Raw genomic sequence first — 16,426 nt, 5'->3', positions numbered from 1 at the left:
AAACCAATACCAACATAATATTACATAAAATCTTACAAAACCTTAATCTTCGTCAAAGTCTTGGTAAGCATCTGGTGCTAGATCCTCAAAACGCGTGTACTTACCTACAAAGGACAATCGACAGGTTCCAATCGGGCCATTACGTTGTTTACCAATAATGATTTCCGCAATACCCTTATATTTGGTGTCCTCGTTATACACTTCGTCACGATACACAAACGAGATAACATCGGCATCCTGCTCTATCGCTCCAGACTCACGCAAATCTGAGTTTACCGGGCGTTTATTGGGCCTATTTTCCAAACTTCGGTTTAGCTGAGATAGCGCCACCATAGGACACTCCATTTCTTTGGCAATGGCTTTTAAGGACCGTGAGATTTCAGAAATCTCATTTGTCCTGCCTTCACTAAAACCTGGAATCTGCATCAACTGAAGGTAATCCACCATTATCAGCGCCACACCATCGTGCTCACGAGCAATACGACGAACTCTAGAGCGCATCTCTGTAGGGCTAATGCCACCAGTATCATCGATGAACAGCTTGCGGTCTTTCAGCATCTTCACCGCCGACATCAACTTATCCCAGTCTTCTTGAATAAGCTGCCCTGAGCGCATGCGAGTTTGGTCAATCTTGCCAAGGGACGAAAGCATACGCATCATCAACTGCTCTGCAGGCATTTCCAGACTGAATACTATAACTGGCTTATCGCTGATCATAGCGGCGTTTTCTACCAAGTTCATGGCGAAGGTGGTTTTACCCATTGAAGGACGCCCTGCCACAATAATAAGATCGGATGGCTGCAACCCTGCTGTCATGGCATCCAGGTCTGTAAAGCCTGTACTTAAGCCTGTAATCGCACCATCTTGATGATAAAGTTCATCAATCTTATCAACGGTTTTACTCAGGATGTCTGCGGCAATACGAGGGCCGCCTTTCTTCTCTCCACCTTCCGCTATCTGAAAGATTTTTCGTTCCGCTTCATCCAACACTTCTGCGGCGGTCATACCCTCAGGATGGAAAGCTCGAGCAGAGATATCGTTTGTTGTCGTAATCAAGCTGCGCAAAATAGAGCGCTCTCTAACAATATCAGCGTACGCTGCTATATTAGCGGTACTGGGCGTAGATTCTGCTATTTCAATAAGGTAGGCCATACCGCCGATAGATTCTAGATCACCGCGCTTGTCTAATAGTTCACCTATTGTTACTACATCCGCAGGCTCTGACTCGTCAGCAAGACGGGCAATAACAGCAAAGATCATCTTATGCTCAGGACGGTAAAAATGATCAGCAAGAACAATTTCCGATACTTTTTCCCAAGCGGCAGGGTCCAGCATCAAACCACCGATAACAGAACGCTCGGCTTCTATGGAGTATGGTGGCAACTTAATAGACGCGACACTAGAATCATCTGATTGCACAAATTTATCCTTTAGATGTGACAAGAAAACAAGGCGAGTAGCTTAGCACGCCCATAAAAAAAGGGCATCTTGCAAACAAGACACCCTTTTTTAATAAGATCAAAAATCTTATTTAATTACTCAGCAACAACAGACAAAGTTACTGTTACAACAACTTCAGCGTGTAGTTGAATATCAACTTCAAAAGAGCCTGTTTGACGGATCGCACCCTCAGGAAGACGAACATCAGCTTTAGACACTTCTACTTCTGTAGAAATTGCTTCAGCAATGTCACGAGTACCGATAGAACCGAATAGCTTACCTTCGTCACCAGCGTTCGCTGTAATAGTGAAAGTTTTGCCTTCAAGCGCTTCTGCACGAGCTGTCGCAGCCGCTTTACGCTCGTTTGCTTGAGCTTCTAGTTCAGCACGGCGCTCTTCAAAGCTAGCCAAGTTAGATTTTGTAGCCATTACAGCTTTTTTGTTTGGAATCAAAAAGTTACGAGCAAAGCCTGGTTTAACGATTACAACGTCACCAATTCCGCCTAGCTTGTTTACTTTGTCGAGTAGAATAACTTCCATCTCGATCACCTCTAATTATTAACCATTACTTGAGCCGGACGGCTTATCTTGGATTCGTTTGCGAATATCAACAAAGCTATCAATTACACATAAGGTAATTAAAGCATTTACAAAATATACGTTTAATACGAAAAATCCCAATAGATAAAACGCAATAAGTCCAGCAATCCCAATTCTTTTCTTTGCTAGAATACCATGCACCAGCGCTAAACCTGGTAGTACCAAGGCCGGTACAGCAGCTTGAGCAAGCACAGACATACGTCCCTCTACACTCTCACCAATGAGCAACATAGCCCCAAGTACCAAAACAAATGCCACTGGCATTCGTAACTGATGAAACTCTGAACGCAAACCACCTGGATTATAAAGTGCGGCCTGCCACTTTCTCGCTAAAAATAACGAGCCGACTGCTGAAACCACCTGAATGGTTGAAACTGCAATCACAGCCTGATCTAAAATCAAGCTTCTTTCTGGCACACTTGCTCCTTCTGACGTCAAAACCTGCATAATTAAGTCTACAATAAGACCTAACATGTCAGACATCAGCAGAGGCTGCACAAGGGTACTGAAAACAACTAAACCGCTGCCAGCCAGTAACACCCAACTCCAAGACATTGTTGCTCTAAGCAAATAGCTCAACAAGGCCACATTCAGCAACACCATTAACGCGGTTGCATCACCTTGGAGATTCCACATGACTAATGCAGGCAGACACCCCCAAGCTAATACCGGTATTCCTTCTTTTACACCTTTACGAAGCACCACCAAACCAAGAATGGCAGCAGCAAGCCAAAACAACATAGGAATGATACTGAACACAGCAACGCCAATGACGGCATTTCGTGGTTTCTTCATCACCCAATTTGCAAGACTGCTCATATTGGTACTTCGATCCGCAACTTAATTAAAGTGGCTATCAGTGTAAGGAAGTAAAGCAATGTAGCGAGCGCGTTTGATTGCAGTCGCTAGCTGACGCTGGTAACGAGCCTTAGTGCCAGTAATACGGCTAGGTACAATTTTACCAGTTTCAGTGATGTAACCTTTTAGTGTTTCTAGATCTTTGTAATCGATCTCTTTAACGCCTTCTGCAGTGAAACGGCAGAACTTACGACGACGGAAAAAACGAGCCATGAGTATCTCCTAATTCAAATAAATTAATCTTCAGATTGTTCTGCAACTTCTTCAGTAGCAGTTTCGTTGTTACGCTCTTCACGCTGAGGAGCTGAACGACGGTCTTCACGACCTTCAGAAGCTTTGATTGGAGAAACGTCAGTTACCGCATCTTTACGACGGATCACCATGTTACGGATGATGGCATCGTTGTAGCGGAAAGTGTCGTTTAATTCAGACAAAACACTTTCTGAACACTCAACGTTCATAAGAACGTAGTGTGCTTTGTGAATTTTGTTAATTGGGTAAGCTAGTTGACGACGGCCCCAATCTTCTAGACGGTGAACTTGACCACCATCTTCAGTGATTAGGTTAGTGTAACGCTCAACCATTGCTGGTACTTGTTCGCTTTGATCTGGGTGAACCAGAAAGACGATTTCATAATGACGCATTTAAGCTCTCCTTATGGGTTCTTAGTCTCCACACTTCCCCTGTTAAAAAGCTGTGAGACAAGGAGTATTGATTTACAGGGAGGCGTATTATACAGCAGGTTTGAACAATTTGTAAACGATCCTTTTACCTTCTCGTAAAGAAACAAAGCAACATACTTTTTGGATTTTTTGTTTTACAGTTCGCTAGTAAAGTCGCTAAAATCTTCACACATCATTACATGGATATTACGAAGAGTTTGTTATGACAAATACCAAGACAAGAATGTCCCTTTTACTTATTCTGAGCCTTCCAACTCTCGCTCAGGCTCAGGGCAGCTTTGGTTTAGCTGGCGCTTATTCCCAAAGCATTTATCGAGGTATTGATACCGCCAACAAACTCCTCCCTAATATTGCTTACAGCAGCGACCGATTTTTCTTTAAATTCCCAGAAGTTGGCTATCAATTACTACCAAATAATGGATTACAAAGTTTATCTGCTGGGGTAAGGTACGACATGTCAGGGTTTGAAGCAGATGACTCAGACAATGTCGACATGAAGATGCTAGACGACCGAGACCCTAGTGTCATGGCATTCCTAGCCTATCGCTTAGGGCCCATTTCCACTAAACTCGCCCAAGACGTTAGTGGTGAACATGAGGGGTATTTTGCCCAAATATCTTTAGGCTACCCTATCCCTATTGGAAATTGGCAGCTTATTCCATCTGTTTCATATCGCTATAACAGTGAAAAATTAAGCAACCATCTGTTTGGTGTGAGTGCGGCAGAGTCTGCTCGAGTCGGTGGACGTATCGCTGCTTATAATCCACCTTCTACTAGTGTTACTTCCTTTGGCTTAAGAGCAATCTACCCGATTAATGATCAACTTAGTGTTTTCAGCTCCGTCAGACAAAACCAATATGACAAAGATGTCTTAAACAGCCCAATAGTTTCTGACAATAAGGCCACGACATTTATGGCCGGCTTTAACTATCGTTTTTAACGCCTTTGAAAAGAAAGGATCCCTCTTATGGCATCACTGTCTAATAACACCTTAGCATTGCTGCTTGGGTTAGGCGCCGTATTACTCTGGTCGACCGTAGCAACTGCTTTCTCCATCTCTCTCGATTACCTATCGCCAGCACAGCTATTACTGATTGCCAGCGTGATTTCTGCCACGTTTCTATCAGCTATCGTGCTCTATCAAGGTCAATTTACACTACTCTTACAGCACGCCAAACAATCTTGGAAAAGTTCACTGTTATTTGGGACGATTAATCCTCTTATTTACTATTTAGTGTTGCTGCAAGCCTACGACATGCTTCCCGCTCAAGAGGCGCAGGCCATCAATTACACTTGGGCAATCGTGCTCAGCTTTATGGCTGTGCCAATATTAAAGCAGCGTTTAAAAATTACCGATTACATAGCCGCCGCAGCTTGCTATTTTGGTGTGCTCTTTATTGCCACAAGAGGCGCAATTAGCAGCTTAGAATTTTCTAACTTGACTGGTGTAGGCTGTGCGTTGTTAAGCACCATTATCTGGGCTTGTTATTGGCTTTTTAACACTAAAGACACTCGCCCTAGTATTATTGGCTTAACGCTGAACTTTCTTTTTGCCCTACCGTTTATTTTCCTCTATGCCGCATGGCATGGAGAATTAACTAACTGGCATCTAACGGGTGTATTAGGAGCGGCCTATATCGGCCTTTTTGAAATGGGGCTCAGTTTTGTTTTATGGAATGCGGCGCTTAAATTGACTAGCAAAGCCAGTCAGGTCGCGAATTTGATCTTTTTATCACCTCTACTTTCCATTGTTTGGCTCTCGCAAATAGCCGATGAGCCTATATTAACTTCCACATTGATCGGCCTCGCCTGTATTTTATTTGGCCTGTTAGTGCAAAACCTAGCAAAAAAGTCTTAATTTAAGGAAGAATATGCCTGCTTTTATTTACCTGTTACTCCCCGTCCTATTTTGGTCGGGTAATTATGTGCTCGGCAGAATGACAGTATCTAACGGCATTGACCCTTACACTATTTCTTTTCTGCGCTGGAGCCTCGCCTGCCTTATCATTCTCCCTTTTGCTTATCAAAAATTGTGGCGTGAGCACCAACTCATCAGGAAAAACTTTCCTTTATTAGTCCTGTTTGGCTGGCTGGGCATCTGTAACTACAATTTATTCTTGTACATTGGGCTCACCTCCACCAGCGTCACCAATGCCGTACTACTGAATTCCATTATGCCAATCATCATACTCATTACGGCGCGCATTTTACTCGGTAATAAAACTTCAGCCTTACAAAATGTCGGCATTCTTATCTCGACTTTAGGAGCCATTGTCATTGTCAGTCGCGGCAGTTTTGATACGTTTTTACACCTTACTTTTTCGCGAGGCGATCTCTGGATCATAACCGCGGCACTGAGCTGGGCTATATACTCCGTTCTCATTGCCAAACGACCAAAGCAAATGAGTTTAATGGGGTTCTTTGCTAGCACCGCACTCATTGGCACCGCCTTTCAAGCGCCCTTATTCTTTATTTTTGGCAGCACTCAGTTAGGAAGTCTGACTCAGGCAAACTGGGGAAGCATTATTTATATGGCCATTTTTGCTTCTATCGGCTCTTTCCTATGCTGGAATACAGGGGTTCAAAAACTGGGCGCAGCGATGGCAGGACATTTTATTCACCTAATGCCAGTATTTAGCATTGGCCTATCAATTATATTTTTGTCAGAGCGGTTATTCCCGTTTCACTTGGCGGGCATCGCGTTGATTTTTAGTGGCATCTTTGTAGCAACTTATCTCAATCAAAAACGCTTGGCTAAAGGGCTTTAGCCCTTCACCAAGCGCGCACTGATTAAAATGCTAACAAAAATACATATCATGCCTATACAAGCATAAAAATCCGGCACATGCCCCCAAATTAGCCAGCCCCAGACACCACTGAATACGACCCCAATATAACTTACAGGGGAGATCAAGCTAGCAGGGGCAAAAGTGTAAGCTTTATTGTACCAATACATCCCCACATAAAGAGTAAGCGCCACCGTCAGCATTAAGGGCCATTGCTCCATAGGCAACATCAAACTATCGCCTTGCCCCCAAGCCAGCAAAAGGGATAACCCACAGGATATGGAAAAGTAAACCAACAAAGTCTCTCGGCCAGACACTTGATGAGATAACATACGAGTTGTCACCATAGACACAGACAAGCCCAATGCAGACAAAAAACCAACCAAATGCCAAGGGTTCACATGGTTTGGTGTTGGCCGAATAATCAATGCCACCCCAACAAAGCCAATAACCAACGGCAGCCAACGCCGGGGCGGAATAACAATCTTATGCATCAGCCAAACGACGAAAGGAACACATAAAGGAGCACAGGTACGCAACAGTGAAGCTTCCACTAAAGGAATATGATTCAAGGACCAATAATAAAATAAAAAGCCTGCAAAACCGCCACCACTTCTCAGTAAGTGCACTTGCCAAACCGACCAAGGTCGTCGCTGCCAGTGCCCTTTCATTTGCGGAAGCAGAATCAATGAACAGATTAAACTTTGCCAAAATACGACAGCACTAACGGCCACTTGGGTCTGCAATTGTTTTGCAGACAAGGCGGTAATCGACATAACAAAGGCATAGGCAAGGGTTAATACAATACCCTTCCTAATTACTGATGAGCCATCCATAGACATTTACCTTTATCAATTATCTAGACTATTAGAACCTAAATAGTCTTGCAAAACGGGCGTTACCTTACTTGACTCAAGCACTTCGACCCTATCATGTAATACAACTTTACCCTGACGAATTAGCAGAAACCTGCCACCCACCAGCCGCGCTTCTTGGGGCAGATGAGACACCAGGAGCGTGGTCAGTTGATATTCTTCTGTCACCTTCTTAATTAGCAACAGCATTTCTTGCCTTAATGCTGGGTCCAGAGCACTAAAAGGTTCATCTAATAGCAAAATAGGTTGCTCACGAACCAACACCCGAGCAATGGCAACTCTTTGCGCTTGCCCGCCAGATAGTGCCTGTGGAAAAGCATTTTGTTTATTCACAAGCTGAGTCTGCTCAAGTGCCCAGCTGACTTTTTGCTTCTGCTCAGTACTCAAACGTAAGTTTGCCGATAAACCAACGGCCACATTCTGCCAGACCGTTAATTGAGGAAAGAGGTTGTCACTTTGAAACAGAGTGGAAATAGGCCTTTCATAGGGAGCCTGTGAGAGCAAAGAAAGGCCATAATAGTTGAGCACTCCTTTACCCTGCAAGAACCCACCTATAAGCTGCAACAAGGTACTTTTACCTTCCCCACTGCCACCCAATAAAGTGGTAATACCAGGCTCCAATGTCACCTGATAGTGAGCCTCAAAGGCTGCCCAATTATAACTAAGATCAATGGACAACATGGTTTTTTCCTCCTACAAGGCGCACAGTAGTACAAAACAGCAACAAACATAGAGAAATCAAAACCACCGCCACACAAGCTCCTTCTTCTAGTCGATAAGAGCCAATTAATTGAAACAAATACAGAGGTAATGACTGCAAATTCTGGCTACCAAATAAGGCAATAGCCCCCATGTCCCCAAGTGATAACAATAAAGCATAAGCAAACGCCTGTGCGACACTGGTACGCACTAGCGGCCATTCAAGACACCACCGAGACCATCCTGTAATACCCAGGCTAATGTAAAGAGTGCGAAAACGTTTTTCCTGCTGATATATCACTGGCATTAGTGCTCGCATAACAAAGGGTAAAGCCATAACCGCATTCACCCAAACCACGACCCAATAGCCAGAAGACAAGCCGTAACCCAATTCTCTTAGCCATAGAAATAAGCCAGTGGCAATCACAATACCTGGCACCATTAAAATTAAATTACTCAGATGTTCCAGCTGATTAGGTAAAAAGCTTAACCGCCCCCTTTCTGAGCAATATCGAGCCAGTACAGCAAAACTCATGGCAATCAACAAACTAAGCAGAGCAGCAGGAAAGGCAATTTTAATGGAGACCCAAACAGCTTGCCAAAGGCCAGAGCTCAATAAGGTGTCAAAAAACTTAGGCGAAAAAACAGGCTCAAAGATTGCAATAAAAGGAGGAATAACTAATAAGAGCATCACACCAAATGCCAAGCCATCCACACTTCTGGCAAGGTAACTGTCTTTCACTGGGTAATATCTGGCTGCTAACAAACTCGTATCTTGGTGCCTAAGGCCTGCCAACCTGTACACCAGTACCGCGAAAAGCGTGCAGATTAATACTTGCAACACAGCAAGAAAGCTCGCCTTGCCAAGGTCAAACTCAAACCTGAGTGCTTGATATATGGCCACTTCTAAAGTGCTGGATTTGGGCCCACCCCCTAAAGATAAGACCACAGCAAAGCTAGAAAAACACAACATAAAGGTTAAAACAAAGGTCCCTGGCAAGACTTTTTTTAGGTAATGCCATTCAATTAACCGAAAAGATTGCCAACGATTAAACCCCAACTGAGACGCCTGACGCCACTGACCAACAGGAACCAAGCCATATCCTTGTAGCAACAATCTGGCCGCCAAAGGCATGTTTAAAAACACATGCGCCAGCAAAATTCCAAATAGGCCATAAAGAGGCACTTCGATCCCCAATAACTGATTAAGCCAGCCTGTCCGACCATACACGACCACTAAACCAAGAATGGCCACTATAGTCGGAACCACCATGGAAATAGCAAACAACTGTAATAGCCAAGCTTTTCCCCAAATTTGTCTGTGAGCGAGACAAGACACAACAGGAATAGCCACGAGAATACTGATCACACTGCTTAATAAGGCCTGCCAAAGTGAAAAGCGAATAACGCGCCATAAATAAGGCTCAGACAGGTATTCTAGCCACTGGCTAAATTCCGAGTAACGCAAAAGGGCAGCCAAACTGGCTGCCCCAACAATCACAAAACACAGCACTCCAAGGCTGGCTGGCAAGAGATGCCACCGAGCCTTGAAGGAACTCAATGCGCAATTAACGTGTCGTTGCATCGAGCCACTCGTTCACCCACGCTTTACGCTTTTTCGCCACTTGCTCTTGAGGAAGCAAAACTTGCTTGTCCACGGCTAGTGCCGGTGCAAATACTGCTGGCAATGGCTCTTTTGGAGAGACCACTGGAAGCATCCAGTTACCTGTTGGTATTTCAGACTGGAAACCTGGGCTCAAGATGAACGCCATAAATTGCTTAGCCAGCTCAGGCTGTTTAGAGCTCTTTAGCATAGCGGCCACTTCCACCTGTGGATAATAGCCTTCTGAAGCTGGCGCTGCCTTGTACTTAGTTTCCCCTTCGGCAACAACATGATAAGCAGGCGATGTGGTATAACTTAGAACAACATCAGCCTCACCTTTTAAGAACAGACTGTAGCCTTCATACCACCCTTTGGTCACAGTAACTGTATGAGAAGCGAGTTTTTCCCAGGCTTGGGGTGCCTGATCACCATAAACCGCCTTCATCCATAGCAACAAGCCTAAGCCGGGGGTACTGGTTCTTGGATCTTGGTAAATCACTTTTAGCTCTTGATTCTCAACCACTTCTTGCAAACTTGTTGGTGGCTCAGCTAAGGTTTCAGAATTATAAATAAACGCGAAATGTCCGTGGTCGAAAGGCACAAACTCCTCATCTGACCAACCACCAGCAAGCGTTACCGCCGACGTATCTACGGCATGCTTTGCTAACAAACCGCTTTGGGAAGCGGTCTGCATAAGGTTCAGGTCTAAGCCTAATAGAACATCCGCTTCACTGCTTTTACCTTCTAACTGCACACGGGACAAAATACCCACAGAAGAATCTAAGGCAATAAAGTTCACCTCGCAGTCACACTCAGCCTCAAAATTGGCTTTAATTTTTGGACCAGGCCCCCAGTCAGCCGCAAAAGAGTCATAAGTGTAAACATTTAAGGTATTGGCTACTAAGTTAGCACTGGCAAGGGCAGCTACAATGGCCACAATAGAGTTTTTCAAAGAAGGTATCACGGTGTCGCTCCTATATATAAAAAAGCGGCGCTCGGGAAAGACACAAGGTAGTTAACCAACTTGTCATCTCGATTCCTACGCCAGCACAATCTGGATCAGGTTCAATGGGTTAGCCGATAACGACCTCTCAGCGTTAGAAGAAAACTAGTTTTCTTCAAAGCACCCCATGAGATAGTGAAACGCTATTGTAAAGACTCCCTTAGAGCTTGTCTATTTGCGCTAAAGTTCGCGCCACGGCCCCTTGATTTTGCCTAGCAAAATTGAAAGCGGCTTGTCCCATGGAATGAGACATTTCTGGAGACCTCGCCAAATTCAGCAACATCTCTGACAAGGATTCAGCATCCTGGCACCGTGCCGCTGCCTGCTGCTCAACAAGCTGCTCGGTGATTTCAGCGAAGTTAAAAGTGTGTTCTCCTACCAAAAGAGGCTTTTTCAGCACGGCAGCTTCAATAGGGTTATGACCGCCACGAGGAATAAAGCTCCCTGCGACCAAAGCCACATCTGATGCTTGATAGTAATGCATCAGCTCCCCCATACTATCGCCAATGAGAACGGCAAAATCAGACCAGTTCTGAGGGGGAGTTTCACTACGCCTTCCAGTGAGTGCAAATGTTTGCTGGGCCATCCCGAACACGTCAGTGAAGCGTTCGGGGTGGCGGGGTACGATTATCAAGATGGCGTCGTGAATATGCTCTCGCAAGGTTTGATGGGCTTTTAGAAAAAGCTCATCTTCCCCCTGGTGAGTACTTGCTGCTACCCAGACAAAAGAAGTACCAATCAGCTCGCGCCAGTTCGACGCAAGAACCGCTTCACTTGGCTGAAGATCAAATTTAATGCTTCCCGTCACCTCTACATGGGAGGCACCAAGCTGGCGAAAACGCGCAGCATCATCGTCGCCATGAGCCAAAATCAAATCGGGCTGAGCCATTATAGTGGCAGATAAGGAAGAAAATTTTTTATAACGCCGAAAAGATCGTTCACTCAATCTGGCATTAACCACACTAATTCGACGACCTTGCCTCTTAGCGACCGAGAGTAGGTTTGGCCACAATTCAGTCTCAACAACCCAAAGCTGTGGACAAGATAATGACTTTAATGCTCTTTTCACGCACCACATCAAGTCGACTGGTAGGTACTTATGATTAGCGTTAGGAAAGGCTTTTGCTACCTGTTCCGCGCCGGTTGGGGTAACCGTTGTGATTAACAAACTGGCACCTGGATGCGACTCTTGCCAAGCATGAATTAATGGACGTGCCGCTAAGACCTCACCGACTGAGGCACAGTGCACCCAAAGATCAACAGACAATGGCGACCATGCCCCTAGGGCTTCAGAAAAACGGTAACCCTCATATTGGCGCTGAAAACGCCGCAGTTTTAATAAAATAAACGGCGTTAACAGTAACAAGACAATTCGATACCACCACATCTTTTAGCTGCTACTTGATTCGCTAAACTGCTGACTGTGTAGCTGAGCATAAGCGCCCTGCTTTTCTAGCAGCTCATGGTGTGTACCTTGCTCAACAATTTTGCCATCTTCCACCACCGCAATAATATCGGCTTTTTCAATGGTAGACAGCCTATGAGCAATGGCGATGGTAGTGCGATTTTCCATCAAGTTTTCCAGTGCCATTTGGATAGCTCGCTCGGATTCGGTATCTAATGCTGACGTGGCTTCGTCCAGAATTAAGATGGGCGCATTTTTTAGAATGGCTCGAGCAATAGCGATGCGCTGTCGCTGCCCCCCAGATAACAAGACCCCATTCTCCCCAACCATGGTATTTAAGCCCTGGTCGAGTTTTTCAATAAAGTCCCAAGCATTAGCCGCTTTTGCCGCTGCCATCACATCTTTATCTGTGGCACTGCGCAAACTACCATAGGCGATGTTTTCACGTATTGTGCCATTAAACAAGATGACTTGCTGGTTCACCAAAGCTATGTTTTTCCTTAAATCCGCTAAACGATAGTCGTTAATGGAATGGCCATCCAACAAGATTTGCTCACCCTCAACATCGTAAAAGCGCGGAATCAAGTTAGCCATGGTAGATTTACCGCTACCAGAGCGCCCCACCAAAGCCAATGTTTGACCAGCAGGTAGGCTAAGCTGAATGTTATCCAAGGCTTTTTTCTCGGCTCCGGGGTACTGAAAATTCAGCCCTTGCCATGCCAAAGCGCCTTTTAAGCGGCCTGCATGTTTCTTGCCTTTATCTTGCTCTTCTTGCATATCTAAGAAAGCAAAAATGCTGTAGGCTGCCGCAATCCCTTTTTGCAGAATACTATTTACTTCCGTTAATTGGCGCATTGGCTTACTTAACATTCCTGCTGCACCGATAAAAGCCACAAAATCACCGGCAGACATAGCTGCACTTATATTTGGGTCCAGTGCCAACCAAATTAGAGCGGCCAATGCCATAGCAACAATAAACTGCACAATGGGGACATTAAGGGCCCTTGTCATCTCCATCTTTAACTGGGAGCGACGATTTTCTTCTGAGGCTTGAGCAAATCGCTTTTTCTCGTAATCACTACCGCCAAAGATTTTGACCACTTCATGGCCTTTAATAGCTTCAGAAGCAACATCAGTCACTCCACCCATGGCATTTTGAATACGGGTACTAAGTTTTAAAAAGCGCTTTGAAGCATAGGAAACCACTGCTCCGATTAAAGGAATGATCACCAAAAAAAGTAAAGACAAACGCCAGTTGGTATACAGCATGTAGCCCATCAAACCAATAACCGTGAAACCTTCTCGGAGTAACACTCGTACCGCCTGAGTGACAGAACCTATAACCTGTTCAGTATCATAAGTAAGCTTTGCTAAGAGACGCCCGGAAGGCATAGAGTGAAAATACTCAGAAGGCAGGGTCACCAACTTATTAAACATACTGGTACGAAGATCGAACACCACTTGGTTGGCAACCTTTGCCATAAAGTAAGAACCTAAAAAAGTACCTACCCCCCGAATAATAAAGATCCCTAAGATGGCTCCAGGAATCACTAGTCGACTTTCTGAAATTTGGTTGTTCGACACAACATCGACTATGTGTTTCAGCAATGCTGCTAACGCTGGCTCCATTACAGAATACATAATGTAGCCAATGATACTCAGCACCACATAAAACCACGAGGGTTTTAAATAGCCTAATAAACGCCAATAAACCTTAGCACTGGACTGTTTACTGACATCTTGACTGGAATCTTCAGACTGCTCATTCTGCATTTATAGGTTTGCCTTTTCTATAATGGAAGTTGTGGAAAAACCATCCACAAAGGTTAACACTTTCACTTCCCCCCCAGTTTGTAAAACATGGTCTGCACCGACAATACTGTCGATGGTGTAGTCACCACCTTTCACAAGTACATCAGGGGATAAGGCTTCTATAATTTCTTTGGGGGTGTCTTCGTCGAACCAAGTCACCCAATCAATCGCTCCCACACCTTCTAACACGGCCATACGGTGAGCAAGATCGTTGATCGGACGCTTATCGCCTTTTAACCGTTTCACCGAGGCATCGGTATTGACTGCCACAATTAGTCGATCACCCAACGCTTTTGCTTGCTTCATATAGGCAATGTGTCCAGGATGTAGAATATCAAAGCAGCCATTTGTAAAGACCACTTTCTTGCCATCCATTTGCGCAAGTTTAATTTGCTCTAATATATCCTGAGGGGATAGTACACCAAAGTTCGCAGTTCGATTACGCTGAAACATAATGGCTTCAAGCTGGTCGGCATCAATAGAAGCCGTTCCAAGTTTACCAACCACATAGCCTGCCGCTTGGTTGGCATATTCAACCGCATCGTTAAAACGCTTACTGGTCACGTATACAGCCGTCAATACGGCCACAACCGTGTCTCCTGCGCCGGTAACGTCAAATACTTCTTTGGCGGCTGTCGCTAATGAAAAAGGAGCTTTGCCATCTTCAAATAAAATGAGCCCATCTTCACCACGCGTCACTAAAAGCGCCTGCCACTGGTGTTGCTCGCGTAGTTGGCGAGCTTTTTCTTCCAACTCTTCTAAAGAAGAGCAAACACCTACTATGTTCTCAAACTCAAGCAAGTTAGGTTTGACGAGTGTGGCCCCTTGATAAATAGAGAAATCGTCTCCTTTAGGGTCGATCAAACTTGGCACCTGAGCACGATTCGATGCTTGAATTAAGCCTTGTACGTCAGCCAAACAACCTTTTGCATAATCGGAATAAATTACGGCATCAACCTCTTTTAGGCAGGCTTCGACTTGTTTAGCCACTGCTTCATTTTGAGAAAGACTATCAATGCGTTCTTCAAAATCGAGCCGAATTAATTGCTGATGACGACTCATCACCCTCAATTTTGTAATGGTAGGCAAATCAGGAGAGCGCACAAATTGACAAGTAACGCCCTCTTTTTCTAAGCAAGCTTGCAACACATTGGCGTTTTCATCATCTCCTACAACGCCCACCAGCGTGACGGTGACACCTAATTTTGCTAGTCCCAAGGCTACATTTGCCGCGCCACCTGGGCGATCCTCAATATCAGATACTTTAACCACTTGCACAGGCGCTTCAGGTGAAATGCGCGAGGTACCACCATGCCAGTAACGATCCAACATCACATCCCCAACAACCAGAATGTGTTTATCCTTAAAATTCAAATAGGAAGAGTTCATATAAGCAACATAATAATCGATTTTTGAGAGCGACCATCTTATCATACTCAATCTATAAGTTGGACATTCTAAGATCACAGCAAATAAGGCAATTTAGACTATGCTAAACAACTCACTTGCGACCTGCCGAGAGTTTCTTTTCGATCAACTATTAGAAAACTGGCAGAATAATGGACTCGATCAAGAGAAAGGGTTTAGTTACGAGAGCCTCAAGCACGATTGGAGCCGCAATAAGGTGGGCCGTGTGCGTCTACTCACTCAGTGCCGTCAACTTTACACCTTTAGCCATGCCTTAAGCCTCAAACCTAACGCAGAATGGCAGGCTCGGCTCACACCGTTATTCGATTTCATTATTGAGTATTACCTAGTAGATGGCCGCTGGATATTTTCTTTAGACGATGAATTGAATGTTTTAGAAACTAAAACCGATGCTTATGCTCTAGCCTTTATCCTGCTGTCTTTTAGTCATTATTACCAAGTAAGCAATGATCAACGGGCTATTAGCCTAATGAAAGACACACACCACTTCCTTGTGGAAAAGATGTCAGCCCCGAGCGGTGGTTTTTACGAAGCATACCCAGTCGATACTCAGCAAGTTCGTAGACAAAACCCTCATATGCACTTGTTGGAAGGTTATATTGCGGCCTTTCAAACCACTCAAGACGAGGCCTATAAAACCGTTATACAATCTTTGCTCGAACTGGCCTTAGAGCATTTTTACGATAAAGAAAGCAAATCTCTATTGGAGTTTTTCCAAGCAGACTGGAAACCAGACCCGCAAACAGGCCATCAAGTAGAACCAGGCCATCACTTTGAGTGGGTTTGGTTGTTATATCAAGCCAATAAGATCCTTCCTAATCAAGAGTATCTTGAGCTTGCCCAACAGCTATGGAGTACCGCTGTACGCTATGGCATGGGGAGCAATGGAGGTGTGTATAACCAAATTAGTAATCAAGGCTACCAAGCTTTGGATAAAGAAAAGCGCATTTGGCCTATTACAGAATATTTAAAGGCCATTACTGTCTTGCCAATCGGAAAAGATGAAAAATGTCACCGTATTGAAAATGCTTTGGCTTTCATGCAGGAATACTATTTCTTAGAAAACGGCCGCTGGAACGAATATTTAACACAAGACAATCACCCTAAAGACTTCCCACTGCCAGGAACCAGTAGTTACCATATTTTTCTCGGTGTTACGGAAGTGTTAACATGGGCGCAAGAATTAAATTAGCCTAACGACAAGAGAATTGTGATGGCACTTGCTGCCGTCCATC

Annotated in this window: 16 protein-coding genes and 1 riboswitch; of the genes, 4 read left to right on the top strand and 12 right to left on the bottom strand. The window is 44.6% G+C overall.

Features of this window, described 5'->3' with window-relative positions; translation table 11 throughout:
* Positions 1 to 42: 42 nt before the first annotated feature.
* From dnaB to rpsF, 5 genes are all read right to left on the bottom strand, one after another.
* Positions 43 to 1,419 (bottom strand): replicative DNA helicase, encoded by a 1,377-nt coding sequence (dnaB, locus tag ACYVGZ_RS06385; protein ID WP_460752817.1) that lies wholly within the window; start codon positions 1,417 to 1,419, stop codon positions 43 to 45.
* A 116-nt stretch (positions 1,420 to 1,535) separates the two neighbouring features.
* Positions 1,536 to 1,979 (bottom strand): 50S ribosomal protein L9, encoded by a 444-nt coding sequence (gene rplI, locus ACYVGZ_RS06380; protein ID WP_460752814.1) that lies wholly within the window; start codon positions 1,977 to 1,979, stop codon positions 1,536 to 1,538.
* Positions 1,980 to 1,997: 18 nt separating this feature from the next.
* Positions 1,998 to 2,858, bottom strand: a complete 861-nt coding sequence (locus tag ACYVGZ_RS06375) for a hypothetical protein (RefSeq protein ID WP_460752811.1) — start codon at positions 2,856 to 2,858, stop codon at positions 1,998 to 2,000.
* 21 nt (positions 2,859 to 2,879) lie between these two features.
* Positions 2,880 to 3,110: a 30S ribosomal protein S18 gene (rpsR, locus tag ACYVGZ_RS06370; RefSeq protein ID WP_067013623.1), complete on the bottom strand. Its 231-nt coding sequence runs from the start codon at positions 3,108 to 3,110 to the stop codon at positions 2,880 to 2,882.
* Positions 3,111 to 3,133: 23 nt separating this feature from the next.
* Positions 3,134 to 3,541, bottom strand: a complete 408-nt coding sequence (gene rpsF / locus ACYVGZ_RS06365) for a 30S ribosomal protein S6 (RefSeq protein WP_460752808.1) — start codon at positions 3,539 to 3,541, stop codon at positions 3,134 to 3,136.
* A gap of 241 nt (positions 3,542 to 3,782) precedes the next feature.
* On the opposite strand from rpsF, the gene ACYVGZ_RS06360 reads away from it, so the two are divergent.
* From ACYVGZ_RS06360 to ACYVGZ_RS06350, 3 genes are read left to right on the top strand one after another with little or no spacing between them, the layout of a single operon-like run.
* Complete coding sequence (locus tag ACYVGZ_RS06360; RefSeq protein WP_460752806.1) at positions 3,783 to 4,520, top strand: MipA/OmpV family protein; 738 nt, start codon at positions 3,783 to 3,785, stop codon at positions 4,518 to 4,520.
* Between the two features lie 27 nt (positions 4,521 to 4,547).
* Positions 4,548 to 5,438: a DMT family transporter gene (locus tag ACYVGZ_RS06355; protein WP_460752804.1), complete on the top strand. Its 891-nt coding sequence runs from the start codon at positions 4,548 to 4,550 to the stop codon at positions 5,436 to 5,438.
* Between the two features lie 13 nt (positions 5,439 to 5,451).
* The gene (locus tag ACYVGZ_RS06350; protein WP_460752801.1) at positions 5,452 to 6,348 is read left to right on the top strand and encodes a DMT family transporter; all 897 of its coding nucleotides are present in this window, start codon (positions 5,452 to 5,454) and stop codon (positions 6,346 to 6,348) included.
* Here the strand turns inward: ACYVGZ_RS06350 and ACYVGZ_RS06345 are convergent.
* The 7 genes from ACYVGZ_RS06345 to hldE form a co-directional block, all read right to left on the bottom strand.
* The gene (locus tag ACYVGZ_RS06345) at positions 6,345 to 7,202 is read right to left on the bottom strand and encodes a DMT family transporter (protein ID WP_460752798.1); all 858 of its coding nucleotides are present in this window, start codon (positions 7,200 to 7,202) and stop codon (positions 6,345 to 6,347) included. The two genes, ACYVGZ_RS06350 and ACYVGZ_RS06345, sit on opposite strands and share 4 nt — an antisense overlap.
* Positions 7,203 to 7,217: 15 nt before the next feature.
* Positions 7,218 to 7,922, bottom strand: coding sequence for a thiamine ABC transporter ATP-binding protein (locus ACYVGZ_RS06340; RefSeq protein WP_460752796.1), 705 nt, complete (start codon positions 7,920 to 7,922; stop codon positions 7,218 to 7,220).
* On the bottom strand, positions 7,909 to 9,471 hold the full coding sequence (gene thiP / locus ACYVGZ_RS06335) for a thiamine/thiamine pyrophosphate ABC transporter permease (protein WP_460752793.1): 1,563 nt from the start codon (positions 9,469 to 9,471) through the stop codon (positions 7,909 to 7,911). The genes ACYVGZ_RS06340 and thiP overlap by 14 nt, the downstream gene beginning before the upstream one ends.
* Before the next feature lie 37 nt (positions 9,472 to 9,508).
* The gene (gene thiB, locus ACYVGZ_RS06330; RefSeq protein WP_460752791.1) at positions 9,509 to 10,507 is read right to left on the bottom strand and encodes a thiamine ABC transporter substrate binding subunit; all 999 of its coding nucleotides are present in this window, start codon (positions 10,505 to 10,507) and stop codon (positions 9,509 to 9,511) included.
* Positions 10,508 to 10,561: 54 nt separating this feature from the next.
* A riboswitch (TPP riboswitch) is annotated at positions 10,562 to 10,684 on the bottom strand.
* A gap of 22 nt (positions 10,685 to 10,706) precedes the next feature.
* On the bottom strand, positions 10,707 to 11,933 hold the full coding sequence (locus ACYVGZ_RS06325; RefSeq protein ID WP_460752788.1) for a 3-deoxy-D-manno-octulosonic acid transferase: 1,227 nt from the start codon (positions 11,931 to 11,933) through the stop codon (positions 10,707 to 10,709).
* Positions 11,934 to 11,936: 3 nt separating this feature from the next.
* Complete coding sequence (gene msbA / locus ACYVGZ_RS06320; protein WP_460752786.1) at positions 11,937 to 13,724, bottom strand: lipid A export permease/ATP-binding protein MsbA; 1,788 nt, start codon at positions 13,722 to 13,724, stop codon at positions 11,937 to 11,939.
* Positions 13,725 to 15,152 (bottom strand): bifunctional D-glycero-beta-D-manno-heptose-7-phosphate kinase/D-glycero-beta-D-manno-heptose 1-phosphate adenylyltransferase HldE, encoded by a 1,428-nt coding sequence (hldE, locus tag ACYVGZ_RS06315; RefSeq protein ID WP_460752783.1) that lies wholly within the window; start codon positions 15,150 to 15,152, stop codon positions 13,725 to 13,727.
* A 100-nt stretch (positions 15,153 to 15,252) separates the two neighbouring features.
* Here hldE and ACYVGZ_RS06310 point away from each other — a divergent pair, with 100 nt between their 5' ends.
* Positions 15,253 to 16,383: an AGE family epimerase/isomerase gene (locus ACYVGZ_RS06310; protein WP_460752780.1), complete on the top strand. Its 1,131-nt coding sequence runs from the start codon at positions 15,253 to 15,255 to the stop codon at positions 16,381 to 16,383.
* Positions 16,384 to 16,426: the final 43 nt, after the last annotated feature.

Source organism: Marinomonas epiphytica (assembly GCF_054780655.1).
This window is presented reverse-complemented; position numbering and strand designations above follow the sequence as displayed.